The sequence below is a fragment of the Psychrobacter sp. CX97 genome, assembly GCF_057396285.1.
The window spans coordinates 1-17619 of the sequence record NZ_JBXYJE010000002.1 but is presented as its reverse complement, the minus strand read 5'-3'; the positions used below and the strand labels follow the sequence as shown (position 1 = coordinate 17619).

The 17619-nt window shown below is 37.7% G+C and carries 12 protein-coding genes; 6 read left to right on the top strand and 6 right to left on the bottom strand.

Translation table 11 applies throughout. From position 1 onward, the window contains the following. The first annotated feature begins 164 nt into the window (after window positions 1–164). From rpsA to AC2SLL_RS01550, 5 genes are all read left to right on the top strand, one after another. The gene (gene rpsA / locus AC2SLL_RS01570) at window positions 165–1844 is read left to right on the top strand and encodes a 30S ribosomal protein S1 (RefSeq protein WP_486530169.1); all 1680 of its coding nucleotides are present in this window, start codon (window positions 165–167) and stop codon (window positions 1842–1844) included. A gap of 445 nt (window positions 1845–2289) precedes the next feature. After that, window positions 2290–2583 (top strand): HU family DNA-binding protein, encoded by a 294-nt coding sequence (locus AC2SLL_RS01565; protein WP_486529926.1) that lies wholly within the window; start codon window positions 2290–2292, stop codon window positions 2581–2583. A gap of 81 nt (window positions 2584–2664) precedes the next feature. Next, a complete protein-coding gene (locus AC2SLL_RS01560; protein ID WP_486529925.1) occupies window positions 2665–3888 on the top strand; it encodes a CNNM domain-containing protein in 1224 nt (407 codons plus the stop codon). Window positions 3889–4425: 537 nt separating this feature from the next. Next, a complete protein-coding gene (locus tag AC2SLL_RS01555) occupies window positions 4426–4920 on the top strand; it encodes a hypothetical protein (protein ID WP_486529924.1) in 495 nt (164 codons plus the stop codon). A 371-nt stretch (window positions 4921–5291) separates the two neighbouring features. After that, window positions 5292–8642 (top strand): LysM peptidoglycan-binding domain-containing protein, encoded by a 3351-nt coding sequence (locus tag AC2SLL_RS01550; protein WP_486529923.1) that lies wholly within the window; start codon window positions 5292–5294, stop codon window positions 8640–8642. Between the two features lie 354 nt (window positions 8643–8996). Here the strand turns inward: AC2SLL_RS01550 and AC2SLL_RS01545 are convergent, their stop codons facing one another. Both AC2SLL_RS01545 and AC2SLL_RS01540 read right to left on the bottom strand, forming a co-directional pair. Then, window positions 8997–10232: an MltF family protein gene (locus AC2SLL_RS01545; RefSeq protein ID WP_486529922.1), complete on the bottom strand. Its 1236-nt coding sequence runs from the start codon at window positions 10230–10232 to the stop codon at window positions 8997–8999. Window positions 10233–11253: 1021 nt separating this feature from the next. Continuing rightward, window positions 11254–12051: a Nif3-like dinuclear metal center hexameric protein gene (locus AC2SLL_RS01540; protein WP_486529921.1), complete on the bottom strand. Its 798-nt coding sequence runs from the start codon at window positions 12049–12051 to the stop codon at window positions 11254–11256. A gap of 720 nt (window positions 12052–12771) precedes the next feature. On the opposite strand from AC2SLL_RS01540, the gene AC2SLL_RS01535 reads away from it, so the two are divergent. Beyond that, entirely contained in the window at window positions 12772–14106 is a 1335-nt protein-coding gene (locus tag AC2SLL_RS01535) for a S1C family serine protease (protein WP_486529920.1), read from the top strand. 264 nt (window positions 14107–14370) lie between these two features. Here the strand turns inward: AC2SLL_RS01535 and yfaE are convergent, their stop codons facing one another. The 4 genes from yfaE to AC2SLL_RS01515 all read right to left on the bottom strand — a co-directional run bounded on the left by yfaE (window position 14371) and on the right by AC2SLL_RS01515 (window position 17491). Then, entirely contained in the window at window positions 14371–14628 is a 258-nt protein-coding gene (yfaE, locus tag AC2SLL_RS01530) for a class I ribonucleotide reductase maintenance protein YfaE (RefSeq protein ID WP_486529919.1), read from the bottom strand. 347 nt (window positions 14629–14975) lie between these two features. Next, window positions 14976–16109 (bottom strand): class Ia ribonucleoside-diphosphate reductase subunit beta, encoded by a 1134-nt coding sequence (gene nrdB / locus AC2SLL_RS01525; protein ID WP_486529918.1) that lies wholly within the window; start codon window positions 16107–16109, stop codon window positions 14976–14978. Between the two features lie 162 nt (window positions 16110–16271). After that, window positions 16272–16466 (bottom strand): hypothetical protein, encoded by a 195-nt coding sequence (locus AC2SLL_RS01520; protein WP_486529917.1) that lies wholly within the window; start codon window positions 16464–16466, stop codon window positions 16272–16274. An 851-nt stretch (window positions 16467–17317) separates the two neighbouring features. Further along, window positions 17318–17491 (bottom strand): hypothetical protein, encoded by a 174-nt coding sequence (locus AC2SLL_RS01515; protein WP_486529916.1) that lies wholly within the window; start codon window positions 17489–17491, stop codon window positions 17318–17320. Window positions 17492–17619 lie beyond the last annotated feature (128 nt).

Below are 17619 nucleotides of genomic sequence, written 5' to 3'. Positions count from 1 at the left end.
GGCATAATAACTATTGGGCATGAATATCAAATTGATATTATAATTAACCATTTATTAAATGAGTGTAGAAGAGTAAAACCAGCGTAAATCTTTTGTGCTCATAAACTTGAACCGTACTGTGCTGGACAGGATACGGCTATATTAAGGTAAACATAATGGAATCAATGGAATCATTTGCTGAACTATTTGAAGCGAGTCTAGGAGAGCAGGGTCTTGATATCGAGCGTGGCTCGGTAATTAGCGGCTCTGTTGTAGCAATCGATAGCGATTGGATTACAGTTGATACTGGATTGAAATCTGAGGGTGTTGTTGCTCGTGAAGAGTTCTTAGATGACAATGGCGAGCTTGAAGTAGCAGTGGGCGATAGCGTTGATGTGGTGGTAGAAGCCGTTGATAACGGTATGGGTCAAACCCTATTGTCACGTGAAAAAGCTAAGCGTGTAGAAACATGGAACGCACTTGAAAAATTATTTGAAGGCGATGAGATCGTTAAGGGTATCATCTCTAGTAAAGTTAAAGGTGGTTTTACAGTTGATATTGGTTCAGTAAGAGCATTCTTACCAGGTTCTTTAGTTGATGTTCGTCCTATTCGTGATACGACGCATCTTGAAGGCAAAGAGCTTGAGTTCAAAATTATTAAACTAGATCAAAAGCGCAATAACGTTGTCGTTAGCCGTAAAGCGGTTATGGAAGCTGAGAACTCAGCTGAACGTGAAGAGCTACTTAATAAGCTTGAAGAAGGTATCGAGGTTGATGGTATCGTTAAAAATCTAACTGATTATGGTGCATTCGTAGACTTAGGCGGTATCGATGGTCTATTACATATTACTGATATGGCATGGCGCCGTATTAAGCATCCATCTGAAGTTGTAGAAGTGGGTCAAGACCTTAAAGTTAAAGTTCTGAAGTTTGATCGTGAACGTAACCGCGTTAGCTTAGGTCTTAAGCAATTAGGTACGGATCCTTGGGATAATGTTGGCGGTACTTACCCAGTAGGTAGCATCGTTAAAGCCCGGGTAACTAACCTAACTGATTATGGTTGCTTCGCAGAAATCTCTGACGGTATCGAAGGTCTAGTTCACGTATCAGAAATGGATCATACAAACAAAAACATCCACCCCTCTAAAGTTGTACAGATTGGTGATGAAGTTGATGTAATGATCCTTGATATTGACGAAGAGCGTCGTCGTATTAGCTTAGGTATCAAGCAAACTATGCCTAACCCATGGGAAGAGTTTGATAAGAAATTTGACCGTGGCGATAAGCTAACGGGTACTATTAAGTCAATTACTGACTTTGGTATCTTTATTGGTCTTGATGGCGGAATCGATGGTTTGGTTCACTTATCTGATATCTCTTGGAATGAGACGGGTGAAGAAGCAATTCGTAACTACAACAAAGGTGATACTGTTGAAGCTATGGTGCTTTCAGTCGATGCAGAAGCTAATCGCATTAGTTTAGGTATTAAACAGCTAACCTCTGACCCATTTAACGAATACCTAGTAGATAATGATCGCGGTTCACTCGTTACTGGTACGGTAAAAGAAGTTGATGCTAAAGGGGCTGTTATTACTTTAGCGGATGACGTTGAAGGTTACTTACGTGCCTCTGAGATTCAACGTGATAAAGTTGAAGATGCGACTAAGCATTTAAATGAAGGCGATAGTGTTGAAGCGAAAATTATCAGTGTGGATCGGAAGTCACGTGGTATTAGCTTATCAATTAAAGCCAAAGACGAAGCCGAAGAACGTCAAGCGATTAAAGAACTGGGTAGTACTGCTACATCATCTACTGAAGCTCAGCCTAAAACAATTGGCGACTTAATCAAAGAGCAAATGCAGTAAGTCTATTGTTATAGATTTATATTGTAATGAAATTTAAATTAAAAGGGAGTAACTTCGGTTACTCCCTTTTGGTTTAAATAGGAAATAATAGTTATTTCATTTTACAAAAATTTAACTTATAGTATAAAAGTGCTCTGTCTTATAAATGATACTGTTACTTAAAAGTTTTAGTTTGTTTTATGAGTTTATTTCTTCTGTGGTAGACTTAATGCTAGATAAGATGTTTATAAGAACACGTTTCTATAGACTTTGAATTTGAAGTCTAAACGTATTTGTTTTGGTTGGATTTACTGGTAGCAGATAACTTATTTTTTATAGATTGACAGTTTAATTTTTAAGCTATAATTTAAGTATTTTAGATTAATTAGAATAGGGAAGCCTTTAAGCTATAATTTAAGTATTTTAGATTAATTAGAATAGGGAAGCCTTGAAAGGTCAAATGGATATGACAGAAGTTATTAATAAATCAGATTTAATGCATAATATAGCTGCAAGATGCGACTTTGTTGCAGATTCAGAAGTGGATTTAGCAGTACGCGAAATCTTAGATTTACTATCAAAAAGCTTGGTAGCTAATGATAGGATTGAAGTCAGGGGGTTTGGTACATTCTGTTTACATCACCGTAAATCTAGAAAAGGCCGTAATCCTAAATCGGGTAAAACTGTGATAGTGCCAGCTAAAGCCATTCCACATTTTAAACCAGGTAAAGCACTGCGTGAGGGTGTAAATGATAAATAGATGTAATAGATAACGTTTAATGCTATCCTTGGTACTTATTATATCTTTTTTTATAACGTCTAACTATATTAGGTTCTTGACTTGAAAGATCGATTCCGAACAACCGCATGGGTTCCTCGTTTTTTAACTCCAATTCTTATAATTATTATTCTCGCACCCTTGCTAGCTTTTGCTGCTGGACAAGATGCTGATGCAGCGATTCAAAGCTCTGGATATAGCATTCATGTAGTGTTTTTGACACTATTTATCGTATTGTCAGTCGTGGTTTCCTTTGTTTGTTCGGTTTCTGAAGCCTCATTATTAACGATGACACCCTCATATGTGGCCTCAATCGCTGAAGAAAACCCTAAAAAATCTATGATGTTGCAAGATATTAAGATTGACAACATAGATCAGTCTATTGTTGCTATTTTAACTTTAAATACAGTTGCGAATACCATTGGCTCTTTAGGTGCTGGCGCACAGGCAATCATTGTATTTGGTAGTGAATGGTTTGGGGCTTTCTCTGCAGCGATGACGTTATTGATACTGATTGGTTCAGAAATCATTCCTAAAACTATGGGCACCATATATTGGCGTCAATTATCTGGGCCTATTGCTTATTTTGTTAAAGGTATTATATTTCTTTTATATCCTTTAATTTGGGTCTCTGAAAAACTGACAAAGCTACTTACGCGTGGTCAGCAAGCACACACTTTTAGCCGCAATGAGTTTGCAGCTCTTGCTAGTGTGGGAGAAAAGTCAGGTCAAATAGATCCTTTAGAATCGCGTATTATTAGAAACCTATTGGCTTTTGGGGCGATTAAAGCTGAAGATATTATGACCCCACGATCAGTCATACATGCGTTTGAGCAATCAATGACTGTTGCAGAGCTATTAGCAAACCGTCCCAAACTTATATTTTCCAGACTACCAATCTATGATAAAGATCTAGATAATGTTACAGGATTTGTATTAAAAACAGACTTACTTTTGGCTAAAGCAAACAACCACATGGATAAACCTTTAGAGAGCTATAAACGTGAAATAACGTTTGTTTTCTCTAAAATGAAGTTGTTTGATTTATTGGACTTAATGCTCAATACGCGTATCCATATTGCTGTCACTGTGGGCGAATTTGGCGAAGTTAAGGGGCTTGTAACCTTAGAAGATGTGCTTGAGACCTTATTGGGTTTAGAGATTGTTGATGAGATAGACAGAGTTGAAGATATGCAAGATCTTGCTAGGCAATTGATGCAGAAAAGATCTGCAAGGTTAGGAATGTTGGTTGAGAATGATAATCCAGAAGATAAGATTATTCAATAAGGGTCTTTCCTAATACATATATTTGCACATATGTTGGCAAAATTTTTCTTAGCCCTACTGTCATTAACATAGATTACCTAATACGATAATACCTAGTTTCTTGTTGAGTTTTAGAGATATGGACAGTACACATTATTTGTCATCAAATGTTTAAACTGGTGGATTTTAGATTTTAAATAAATATTCAGTATGAGTCATTCTGTGACTAAATATTACGCGAGATTAAGATTGCCTTATCTTAAATGTACTACCATGAGGATATGCTAAAGGACTGTAATTCAAACCATTAGGGTCATCAGTAATATCTATGCCATGATCAGGTCTTAGTATTACTTAAGGTATTGAAAGCTCGTATTAAATAATCATGTGTATATAACTGGTACAGTATTTTGTTATGAAATCGATTGAGTAATATGATTAAGTTCTTATGTTTAAATATTATTGATCAAATAGGGTTACTTAAGAGCACTTACTATAGTCATAATATGCGAAGTTATTTATTACTAAGTATCAAAAGTTAACTAAAAAGGAAGACTCATGTTCAATAGAACTTATTCATCAACATCAAACATATTAAACGCTTCACTACCAGTAGCGATTGCTAGTGTCTTAATGGTAACTGTTGCCGTTGGGGCACATGCAGCAACTATAACAGAAGCGTCGGTCAATAATTATGCGACTACTATGCGCCAAGCGGCTAACAGTAAAAATATTTCACAAGTAGCTAAGTTAGTTGCAGACGATGCACTTATATCTATGTCGCGTAAAGGCAAAACAACCAGCCTCGATAAGTCTGCTTACCTTAGACTTTTACAGGACAGTTGGTCGCAAACCAGTAATTATCAATATGATATTCAAGTGTCTAACATTGTAATTAGTGGTAATCAAGCTAAGGCTAACGTTGTTACTGTGGAAAAGTGGGTTAAAGATGGCACTCAAACCACACTTACTACTTCGTCACGTGCGACTTTAAAAGCGGATAATAATAATGCCGTTTTATTGAGAGCGGTTGCACAAGTTTCGATCGAATAAAAGTTGAATAAAACAAAAGCTAAATGTAAATGACGAAATAAAACAAATAACTCAATAACAAGCCTATAATACTGTCTTAAGTTGCATTCAATGATGCAGCGATAACGACCTATTTATTGCTGCTATATCTCTGCATGAACTTTCTGGTAAGTTAATTTTTATACACTAACCAATATGAAATCCAAAAAGCTAATCCAAAAAAGCGTAGTAAATAATGAGTATTAATATGACACTTACTATAATACAAGCATTATTATTAAAGTCCTTATGACTACAGAATTTATTACGATAAGATAATTTTTTGGATAACATATAATAAATCACATCACTATGTATCTATATTAATGGATCATTAATGGGTCATCATTACCATGAATTTTAAAACTACCTCTCTGCATTTTTTTAAGCTTCCTTTAGTCATTGCCGTCAGTTCGATATTGATGGTTGCTTGTAGTAGCAATTCCAATATGGGTAATAGCAGCGGTGTTAATTCATCGCATCGTATCCCTGTCGCTCAGTCAGAAGCAGTGTCTTCAGTGCCAGCAGGCGATGGCTATAGTACGTCTTTACTCGATGATGAGAGCCTCGAAGAGTTGGCTAATTTGCTAGAAGCAACTGACATGAAGATGGTCGAAGATGACAAATTAGCCATCCAAAAGTTTGGTAACTTATGGGATAGGGTACGTGCTGGTTTTAGTTTTAATCAGTCCCAATATCAGAACAATCAAAGGATTGAGGCGCAGAAAAGTTGGTTCATAACTCGACAGGAATATATTAATAGGCTTACGGCACGAGCCAGCCGCTACTTATATCATACCGTGCGTGAAGCTGAACGTCGGAATATACCGACCGAACTTGCTCTACTACCAGTCATTGAAAGCTCTTATGACCCAACGGGTACAAGTAATGCCGCAGCTGCGGGGCTATGGCAATTTATTCCAAGTACAGGCCGTATTTATGGCTTAACTCAAACACCAAGCTATGATGGTAGACGGGATGTTGTTGAGTCAACGCGTGCAGCCTACGACTTTTTAACCTCTTTGTACAATCAGTTTGGTAGTTGGGAGCTTGCTTTAGCTGCTTACAATGCGGGTCCAGGAAGAGTGCAAAAGGCAATTGATGCCAACCGTGCCCAGGGGTTACCTACCGATTTTTGGTCATTAAGCTTGCCAACTGAAACAATGAATTATGTTCCTCGCTTTTTAGCAGTAGCACAAATTGTGAAAGATACCAGTAAACATAGCATCTATTTACCTGCAATTGCGAATCGACAGCATTTCCGCAGTGTGCCCGTTAACTACGGCGTAAGCTTGCATGAGGTGGCTAGACTCACTAATGTAAGTTATGATGAGCTACGCATGTTAAACCCAGCTCTTACTAATTCAACAGTTGATATGGCAGGACCGAATCGTATTATTATTCCAAATGAGGTTAATATTACCCTTGATAATACATTAAGTAAGCTAAGTGGTTCTGGAAGCGGTACCTTTACGGCGAGTATTCCAGATACTGAATATAAAAAAATGGTAAGAACCTCTGAGGGGTTAGCAGAGTTCGCTAGTAAAGCCAGTGCGCCTGTACAAAACAGTACCTATATCGTACCAACACCTACAACAACGACATACACTGAACCACCGCTAAGTGCTTCTGAGAAAAAGAGAATAGAAGCAGAGCTGGCTACCTCTAACACCTTGCCAACTACGTCAGCTCAAATTACAAAGAATGCAACTATTGTACAAGAGCCGCCTCTATCAGCTTCGGAAAAAGAGTTTATATCCGCTCAGATTAAGAGTCAGACTTCCGATGTCGGTGAGGTGGTAAGTTCTATTGACGGTAATATTAAACTGGATGCTGTTCAAACTCAGCAGTCAATCTTAGAGGCCAAAGGCCAAGAGAAGCGTATAAGTTTTGGCGCGACTAATAATGAAGACACGCAAAAAAGTGCCCCTAAACCCTCAGGTAAACGTACAACCTACACCGTTATGCCTGGTGATACCCTAATTAATATTGCCTCTAGAGCTGGCCTATATTGGCGAGATATTGCCGATTGGAACCATATTAATCCAAATGCCACACTATTATCTGGCACTAAGCTTTATCTCTATAATGCAAAACCTGTTGTACCACTTAGTGAGTCAGCAAAACCTAAAGACGCTAACGCAGTTAATAGTCAACCTAATACTTATGTTGTTCGTCCAGGAGATACATTGATTGGTACAGCAAACAGAGTGGGGCTTAGTGTTTCTCGATTAGCAAGCTATAACGGATTATCAACTAAAGCTGATCTTAGAGTTGGTGATAAGCTGTGGTTAATCCCAGGCATGGTAGAATCTTCAAAGCGCGAAGCTAAAAATAGTGCAAGTGCAAAATCAGACTATAAAGGCGATACACAGTCGTATACAGTAAAGCGTGGAGAGAGCCTAATTGGACTTGCAAACTCATTTGGTGTGTCTTTATCTACGCTTGCTGCAATGAATGATTTGAGCGCTTCTGAACAATTATTAGTAGGACAGCGTCTAGTTGTACCTGCTAACAAACAGTCTGATGCGTCAAAAAAAGCAACGACATCTAGTAGTAGTAATTCAAAATACAGCGGTAAGACTACTAATTACAAAGTAAAAGCAGGAGAGTCTTTAATCGGTATATCCAGAAAAATTGGGATATCGGTCAGTGACATTGCTGAAATAAACAATTTTTCTGAAAATACACGTTTGCAACGGGGTCAGAGTATTAAGTTACCTGTTGATAAACAAAAAGTTGCGGTAGTGTTAAATAATGAATCGATAAAGTATAAAGTACAATCTGGGGATTCCTTAATTGGTATTGCTAACAAATACAATGTGGCTCTCAGTGAGTTAGCAGCAGCCAATAACTTGTCGACCAGCTCGCAGCTACTACTTGGTAGTACCATTGTCATTCCAGGTGCTGACGATATTCACTCTAAGAAAACAGACGCGCAGTCGAAACCATCTTCAAAAGTCAATCAGACTACCTCTGCTACTAATCTGACTAATTATACAGTGAGCTCTGGCGACACCTTAATTGGTGTGGCCAATAGATTGGGGGTTTCAGTTTCTAGCTTGGCTGACGCGAATAATCTTTCAACTAATTCGCAGTTAAGGATTGGTCAGAGATTAAGCATTCCAAATGGTGCTAGCCAGTCAAATGATAAATCGACCTCATCGAGCCCAAGCGCTGATTATAAAAATACTTACAGAGTTAAATCTGGAGATACGCTTATTGGTTTAGCAAAGTTATATGATGTCTCAGTGGCAGATTTGGCCTCTGCTAATGATATGAACACCAATAGTCAGCTACGTATTGGTCAACGCTTAAAAGTGCCAAGCCGTGTTGCCAATAGTTCTAAGAATATACCTTCTCATTCAACAAGCGCTAGGAAGTCAGAGGTTGTTAGGTCAAATTCGTCAGCCAATTATACGGTAAAATCAGGGGATTCATTAATTGGGTTGGCTAATAAGTATAAGATGAGTGTCAGTAAGTTGGCTGCCGCAAATGACTTAACGACCAATGCCCAACTTCAAATTGGTCAGAAGATAGCTATTCCCGCGACGATAACAACTTATAGGGTTCAAGCAGGAGATAGCTTAATTAAGTTATCCAGAGAATATGGCATATCAAGCTCTCAATTAGCAACATTAAATGGCATCGACAGTAATACGATGTTGCAAAAAGGTCAAGTAATTAAAGTGCCAGTTAAATAAATTTGTGAGCTAATAAGTGTCTTGTTATGATACTGATGCTTTTTGATAGTCAATTTGGCAAAGTTATATACATTTAAAAGCGGTTATATATAAAAGAGCCCAACTATTCTATTAATAGGTGGGCTCTTTCAATATAAACTATTCAATTATAGCGAAGTTTAAGTGTGGAAGATGATTATCAATCATAGAAAAACATTTCAAAGTTTGTTACGGCGATACCTTCGTTTATTTTACTGATGTAGTAATTAATAATATAGTTACTAATGCCAGTTATCTTACTACTACCTTACTACCTGAATCAATGGTATTTGACTCTATTTAAAGAGCTGAAAGTAAGGAGCAAGAAGTCAAGCCTTAGGTTAATTCTGTCGGTCTGGTTTTTAATACTTCCAAATAACTACGGATGTTAGTCACATAATGCATACATTGAATATAACGTGAGTTTCTTGAGGCATTATTTGATAAATATGCGTATACGTTAGCCCAGCTGTTTGGATTTAAACCTTTCGTTTCAAGTTTGCGCTGAATTTTTTTAACCGCATTGGGTCCCATATTATATGAAGCAAGAGCAAACCATAATCTATCTGGATTTGGAACATCACTGAAAGTTGCTTTCATTTGCTCAAGATAGCGAGCACCGCCACCAATACTCTGGTAGGGGTCAACCCGGTTAGATACTCCCATAGCTTTAGCAGTGCTATTGGTAAGCATCATTAGCCCTCTGACGCCGGTAGGCGATACAGCGTTAGCATCAAGATGTGATTCTTGATACCCCATAGCCACCAAGAGTTGCCAATCGTGATCATAGTTGTTTGCTTGTTCTTGGAATGAGGTCTTATAGCTTGGTAGATTGGTATTCAGTGATTTCTCAAAGTGTTCACGATTATAGTCGTCTTTTAATAAGTTCTGATCATAAAAATCTGCAAGTTTTGCGGTACGGACTAACTGATCATTCGCACATAAAAAATGACTGGCTTCAATGGCTAATGGGTCAGTGCCATTTTTAAAGCTCCAGTTTGTTTTTGGGTGTAAACCATTATTTACTAATGATTGATCGTAGCCACAGCTAACATTCATTGCGGATAGACCCGCATTTTCCGTATCTCGAGTACTGGCTGTGGTTAAAGCCATGTCTGCTTGACCAAGGTTCACCGCCTTTAAAGCTTTGGCATCGTTCTCAAAATCTATGACTTTAATTTCCACGCCCAATTGTTGAGCGTAAGTACGAGCGAGGTCGTAACCAAATCCGTGCTGAAAGCCATCAGTCGAAAAAAATGTACTCTCACCTTTTACTGATGCCACCACAAGTGTGTTTGAAGATTGCACTTTATCATACGCAGCATGATCACTGCCTTGAGTCATAGTCAAGGTAATGCTTTGGGCAGGTAAGGATAAAAATGCAATACTAGAGAGTTGAGCAAATTTCTTTGTTTTTGAAAATCTTTTAGCAGGTGGTATTTGGTAAGCGTCAAGTCTTTTTATAGAAGGTACTGATAAAAAACCGCGAAGGCTTTTAGTAGTATTTAAAGTTTTAAGAGGTTTTGATAGGTAAGTGCTTTTGCGTTGTAACCAATAGGTCATGCGTTGCATGGATGTCTCCTTTGTCCAACCATCCATAATGTGTAGAGACTGATACACCATTGCATCGAATTCTCGTTAAAACCACATATATGAGCAACATTTAATGCCATTTAGCGCATTGATTTTAAAATTAATCGATCAATGCGTTTAAACACATCATATTAGCTAATGTGCTGGGCATAGGTCTTGAGAAGCGTAATAAGGCAGTAATTAAAAAGCGAATACTGCGTTACTCTATCTACAAGAGTTGCTAGCAGACGAACTTAAGACGTTTAAGATATATACAAGAAAGGGCGTCAATCTTGTACAGATGCAAATATAAAATATTAATTTGCATTAATGAGGTTTTAATACCTTAATCTATAGGGTATTGATGCAACCTATCATTATTCTTAATAAATCTTATACACAGTCTTAGAACCTGCATTCATAACTTATAATTGGCTGTTTTCTGCAAAAACAAGCCCCTACTTCGTTAAAATTAGCATTAAACAGAATGACTATTTAACCCAATTTTGCTTCGTATTGACTCATTTTATTTTAAAAATCCCCTAACTTTAGCTTATGAATACAGGTTTTAAGATTAAGATAGCCTAAACCTGTGCATTAGTTGAATGAGGCAAATAGTTACGATTAAATATTATGATTGAGTTTGATAACTCTAAAATAACATCCATCAAATGTAACTAAATAGCTAAAGCAACTAAAATCCGCACTTGCGATGATTTGTAAAATTTGCCAGTTTATAGCAAAAAGAAAATACATCTAAAAATATCTAGACAAAATATTACATAGGCAATATTTTGTTTAAGTGTACTCTATATTGGGCTGTTACTACATTAATTCAAGTTTAATATTCAACTTGAATAGGGTTCAAAACGCCGAATAAAATAAAAAAGGCAGACCCGTAACTGCTCAATTATATAATATTTAGTGAAACAATTATAGAGTTATAATTTAAACCCCTACGATTTACTAAATCAAAACATTTGTCACTCTAGTAGTGGCGGAGGAGTATTAACGTGAATAATTAAGCAGGGTTTGGGTCATCAACAAATAATACCTCAATACCCAGTCTTTTCTGAATTAACTCTCCCAGATTTTTGATACCGCCTCTCTCAGTGGCATGATGCCCCGCTGCCAAATAATCTATACCCAATTCTCGTGCGCAGTGCGTGGTACGCTCAGATATCTCACCAGATATATAAAGCTGGCAGCCCATTTTTGCAGCCTGTTCAATCATATCTTGAGCACCACCCGTGCAAATACCAACTTTCTTGATCCATTTATCAGATGTTTGATCGTTCGTTGTTGAACTACCGTTAGCTGAAATATGCAGTGGCGTTCTACCTAATATCTCCGTTACTTTAGTAATTAATTCGCCAATAGACTGAGGATTACCTTCTGCAATATTGCCAACGGGATGTTTTTCTGTAGGGTAGAGTGCCCCAGTAATGGTTAGGCCAAGCTGATTGGCTAACACTGCATTATTGCCGATTTCTGGATGGGCATCGAGTGGCAAATGGTATGCGAGTAATGAGATGTTGTTTTGCATTAAAGTACGAATGCGTTTTCCTTTTATTCCGGTAATAGGTTGGGGTTCTCCTTTCCAAAAATAGCCATGATGGACTAAAATAGCGTCTGCATTTTGAGTCACAGCCGCATTAATTAAATTTTGGCTAGCGGTAACGCCAGTGATAATTTTTTTGATTGGCGCATCTGCATCAACTTGTAATCCGTTTGGGCAATAGTCATTGAAATCATCTGCTCTCAAATAGGTATTACACCAACGTTCTAATTCTAACGGGGTTGTTTGACCGTGAATCATATTATCCTCATTTATTGTGAGATCATCTTTTAATATAAACTTTACTATAATGATAGTTTGTGTATTTAATTATCTTACTTCTATCTTATATTCCCACTTTTATCTTATATTGGTATAAGATTTGCTAAGCTTTAGGTATTTAATTTAGGTATTTAATGAGCTATCTCATTTATATTAACCATTATGCTTGCTTAACTATTTAATTGCAGGTTAATTGCGGGCTACTGGTTGCTACTTACTGGTCGAGTAAATTACTGGATTTTTTTCTAGATAGACTCAAACTATAATAAGTAAGTAATGAATTAATGATGTGTTGACTCATTATTAAATAATTTGTAGAGATTTTACCTAGTGTAAACTATCTTGGTTAGTGGCTACAGTAAGGGCATAAAATAGCAATTTAGATCAAATAGCGTCAAACCTAATTATATAGATTACAAATGTTACATTGCTTGTTGGTATATGTTTTCTATAGAATTTCGCATAAGTTTGTATTCATCATAAAGCTTAGTGTGTCATCCAGTTTGGTTGTGAACACTGATATAATTGACGCTGTTAATATGCATTCCTGCTTATTTTGTATTGCTATCTTTACGCTGCTACTGCGTAATCTTTTACCGAGTACCGCAAAATTTCAATAGTGCCGTTATATCAACTTACTGTCTACCAATGATAGATGTATTAGTAATAAAAGTTGAATTTTAAACCCTAAGGAGCGATATGTCCGCAAAATCAAACACAAATGTCTTATGGAAAATACTGCCATGGTTATTATTGGTGGCTGTATTAATGGCATTTATTTGGGTATATATTGATTTAAAAGCCAGCCAGCAAAATACTTGGCAGCCACCGCGTAGTGATACGACAAGCATCCCCTTAGGCTCTAATAACACACTAGATAAGCCAGAGCCCATCTCATCTTATCATGATGCTGTGGCACGCGCGTCGCATTCTGTGGTCAATATTTACACTACTCAGGCAGTCACAGAGCATCCTTACATGAATGACCCAATCTTGCGCCGCTTCTATGAGTTTCACGGTCAATTACCAGAGCAGGGAGGTAGTTCAACTAACCTTGGTTCAGGGGTTATCGTCTCTAAAGATGGGTTCATTGTGACCAACGCCCATGTGATCGCTAAAGCCGACGAGATTGTTGTCGCATTAAATGATGGTCGTAAAGCCGTGGCTAAAGTGGTTGGTACAGACCCAGATAGTGATTTAGCCGTTATTAAAGTTGATATGGATGGGCTTAACCCGCTATCGTTCCGAGAAGCACCCATTGAGGTTGGCGATGTGGCATTGGCTATTGGTAACCCTTTTGGTGTGGGTCAGACGGTTACGCAAGGCATTATTTCAGCCACGGGTCGTACAGGGCTTGGTATTAATACCTTTGAGGACTTTATTCAAACCGATGCAGCGATTAACCCAGGCAACTCTGGCGGGGCATTAGTGGATGCTAGAGGCGAGCTTGTGGGTATTAATACGGCTATTTTTTCACGTTCTGGTGGGTCAATGGGTATTGGCTTTGCCATCCCGACGGCTTTGGTAGAGCAGGTAATGAATGCCATTATTAAAGAGGGTAAAGTAAGCCGTGGTTGGTTAGGCATTGAAGTGCAGTCCCAGCTACGTGACCCTACTTCATTTGATAGTAGCACAGGGGTTGAGGTATTGAATGTGATACCCGATAGCCCAGCTGCTAAAAGTAATTTACAAGTGGGTGATGTTATTTTGTCGATTGATGGCAAAGAGATGAAAGATGCTAACAGTCTTATTCAGTATGTTGCCCGAAAAATGCCAAATACTGTGTTATCTGCTCAGGTTGTACGTAAGTCTAATACGATGACTATCAATATTACTCTTGCAGAACGTCCTACCCAGAAAGGTATGCAGCAAATACCTGAGTTTTTACCTGCGCCCGATAGTGAGGAGGGCGTACCAGACGAGTCAGAACTGATAGAGCCTGGCCTCGAATCGCCGATGAGCTTAGAGGATAGAGCTAAATTACGTGAAGAATTAATTGAGCTATTTGAAAAAGGCGCAAGACCCAACAATTAAACGACTAACAATTAAACGACTATATGAAGTAGTCTTGTGGTGACAAAAGCGTTTGGTCTACTTTTAAGTATGTGATTGTTGCTATGTTTTCGCTTAATTTAGACCTTCCATAAGTTCTGGCTACCAAATTAGCGTCCAGAGTTGATAGGTTATAAATAAGAAGCCCGCAATAATAGTGCGGGCTTCTTGTGTGTGATGGGGTAAGTATTCAAATGTTATTGTGGATCAGACTAAGAGGATTAATCTGCTCGATAATCGAAGCCGTTAGTGTAAATCTTTTAAATGAATCATACCCTTTACCTGACAACAACAGGTTAATATTTCATCATTTTCGACCATTGCCAAGGGCGGTGTGACGTAATTGACGGGGTACGATGAAGCAGTTAGTTTGACCCGACAGCTCCCACAATACCCTTCACGACACTGGAAGTTCACATCATGACCAGTCCGTAACAAGCCATCTAATAACGTCTCATCTTCATGTAAATAAAAGCGTGTTTTAGAGGTAAAAACCCAAGTCATAAATTAACCATACTACATCTATAGTCAATCCACTTTAAACCTGCTAGGGTGTTAACCGCCCTAGATGTACTACTTGTACTATCTGCGGTCGGTTGTCGTGTAGCAAAATTAAATTGAATCGACTATATAAAAATAGCCTAAGCAGATTCTAAAAAAATACTTAACCCAAAACATCAAGTCCAAATGTTTAGTTAGTTTGTCCTGCATTTACCGTAACCTAGCTTCATGAATAAAATATGACAGCCGAGCTACCAACAATTTTTACTATACCCAATTAAATATACCCATAAATATAGCTAGGTAAACGCTGCAACTCTACATCCTAGAGTTACTAGCGTTCAAATTCTTCACAGTTCAAAATCATCGAAATCACTGTCTGATAAATCTGAATCAATTTGACCCACTAAATACGAACTTATTTCTGTCTCTTGAGGGGCAACCTGTACATTGTCAGAGGACAACCATGTATTAATCCATGGAATCGGATTACTTTTAGAGTTTGGAAAGATTGCCGGTAGGCCGACCGCTTCCATACGTAGATTGGTTATATATTCCACATATTGACACAGAATATCTTTGTTAAGTCCAATCATCGAACCATCTCTAAACAGATATCCCGCCCATTCTTTTTCCTGCTCAGCTGCCGTACGGAATATCTCTATACTTTCCTCATAACACTCTTTAGCAATTTCCGCCATTTCTGGATCATCTTTACCCGCTGCCATAATATTAAGCATGTGCTGGGTACTGGTCAGATGTAGCGCTTCATCACGGGCAATTAACTTAATAATTTTGGCATTACCTTCCATCAGTTTACGTTCTGCAAAAGCGAACGAACAGGCAAATGACACATAAAATCGAATCGCCTCTAAGACGTTTACTGCCATCAAGCACAGATAAAGCATCTTTTTAAGTTTGCGTAAATCGACGAACTTTTCTTCACCATTGACAATATGTGTACCCGGGCCGAATAAGCTGTAAAGCTGTGAGTATCGGTATAACTCGTCATAATATTCTGCGATATCTTCAGCACGATGCAGGATATGCTCATTTTCCATAATATCATCAAACACAACACTAGGATCATTAACGATGTTGCGGATAATATGGGTATAGCTACGTGAATGTATAGTCTCAGAGAATGACCACGTCTCAATCCATGTCTCTAATTCTGGAATAGACACCAGTGGCAACAGCACCACGTTAGGACTACGACCCTGAATTGAATCGAGTAGAGTTTGATACTTTAGGTTACTGATAAAAATATGTTGTTCATGACTGGATAGCTCGCCGTAGTCGATACGGTCTTTTGACACATCAACCTCTTCAGGACGCCAAAAGAATGACAACTGCTTTTCGATGAGTTGCTCAAAAATCGGATGCTTTTGCTGGTCATAACGGGCCACGTTGACAGGCTGACCAAAAAACATGGGTTCTTTCATCGTATCATTTTTAGTTTGGCAAAATATTGAATATGTCATGGCGTTACCTTTATAACATTAAATTAATGTGGGTGTATTGCATTAAGTATGGCTTATATTATGAACGTTTAACTCGTTTGTTTTCATTATTTCCAATATTCTATGACTGATTAAACGCTTGTTTTAAAAAAGTTTTAAAAATATTTAATTGAGGGTTGGTAGCTAATCCCGCTTTTCACTACTATCTTGGCTAGCACGGCGGCAGGTGCTAAAAGCCAGTGTCGTTCCTGCGCTACGATAACGCCACTGGCTAAGCACCTGCATCGCCATGCTGTACCAAGTATATCCGTTACAATCGGGGCTAAACCGCATCACACGGCGACTATAGAGATTAATTAAAACATCATAGTAAGTCATAGACTACGGTTAGCTCTATTCAATCCGTGGGTTCCACTGTGTTGCACCCACGCTACACTTGCTTTTGTACGATTTATAGTAGCGTGGGTGATAACCCACGACGAGCCAAGCTATTATGCAAAATTGAACTTAATATTATATTTAAAAATTGATTGAACTATTTAAAAACGCAATTGCTATTCAATCCGTGGGTTCCACTGTGTTGCACCCACGCTACAGTTCTTTAATAAGTCTGTTTTAATGAAAGGTTAAGTGTACTTTCGGGGTGCTTTGTTAGTTTAGCTGAACTTTTGTACGATTTACGGTAGCGTGGGTGATAACCCACGACGAATTAAGCTATTGTCCAAAATTGAGCTTACTATTCTATTAATAGAACAGTTGAACTGTTTGATAACGTAAGCACTATCTAATCCGTGAGTTTCTGAGGCTTTAGCCAAGCTCAGTTAGCAAAATGTGCGTAGCCTAAACCCAATTATAAGTGCAATTTATTTCTAAAATTATTATCATACTTTATTGCTTGCCAAATTATAAAACTCAAACTTGAAAATTTAAGTGCAACTATAATAAATGAAAGTATTATCATTAGACTACTTACTATATTGATATTAATAGCACTATATAAGACACTCATAAAAATACATATTGCTTTTAATATATAAATTGAGGTAGTTTTCTGATAGTCAGATTGATTATTACCGAACAAAACATCACTTAATATATTCAGAAGTTTATTTTTCATTTCAATTCCTTGTATAAATTATCGCCTATTAATACAATAACAACTGATAAATTTTATAAAAAGCAAAAATACTATTTATTCATGTTTTTACGTGATTATACCAAGTCTAAGCTTACTTACCTAAATTAGCTTTAGCATCTGTAGCTTCTGCACTTTTTCTAGGAGCTTCTGGGGTCATTTCATACAACTGTTCAAGCTCCAAAGGTTCTGAAATCCCTTTTCTGACTATAAAATTAAGTAAGTCAAACATTTTTGCAGACACCATATCAAAATCTTCATCAGACATTTTGAACCGCCCCGACTATATCGGAGAGTGGATTGCTTGAGTCAGGCAGCTTTGTCTGACTCACTAAAACTATCATAGTATCGTCTCTCAAACTCAAAAGGCGACACATAACCAATCGTGCTATGTAA